We start from the raw sequence: 531 nt of genomic DNA on the forward strand, positions 1-531 counted from the left end.
TGAAACTGAAACTGAAACTGATAATGATACCTCTTATTTTGCAATTGATGATGGTTTTAAATCGGAACCTATGACAGTTGGTTCAAGCAAAGAGTTTGATTTAGCTTTTGAAGAACAAGAAATTGATCATGATTGGAAGTTCGCTGTAGAAAATGAAATATTACTAGATTTCACTGATTCTCTTCACAAAAAATCAGCATGGATAGAATCTTATGAATGCAAATACTCACTATGTCGAGTTGAAATAAAACAGACCGAGGGACTTGTTGGTGAAGAAAAAATTGATGATTATATCTGGGATGAAATACGCACACTTAATGAAGTAACGAATACGATGGGTATGAGTATTCCTGAGCACTCAAAAGATCAAAATAGCTATATATTTTTCTTGATGCGAAAAGAAGTTAAATTAAATAATAATAGCTAAACAAGTGTTAAGAAACATACAAGGCAATCAAGCAGGAAAATTTACAGTTGGCTGTTTTCGCTGCGCTCAACATTATAGCCGACTACAAATTTTTATTAATAAGG

The 531-nt window shown here is 32.4% G+C and carries 1 protein-coding gene; it reads left to right on the top strand.

Annotation, left to right across the window (positions count from 1 at the left end):
- On the top strand, positions 1-427 hold a 427-nt coding region (locus CWB75_RS19120; RefSeq protein WP_171039134.1), incomplete at its 5' end, for a hypothetical protein.
- Positions 428-531 lie beyond the last annotated feature (104 nt).

The organism is Pseudoalteromonas sp. S1608, assembly GCF_005887265.1.
GTDB lineage: Bacteria > Pseudomonadota > Gammaproteobacteria > Enterobacterales > Alteromonadaceae > Pseudoalteromonas > Pseudoalteromonas undina.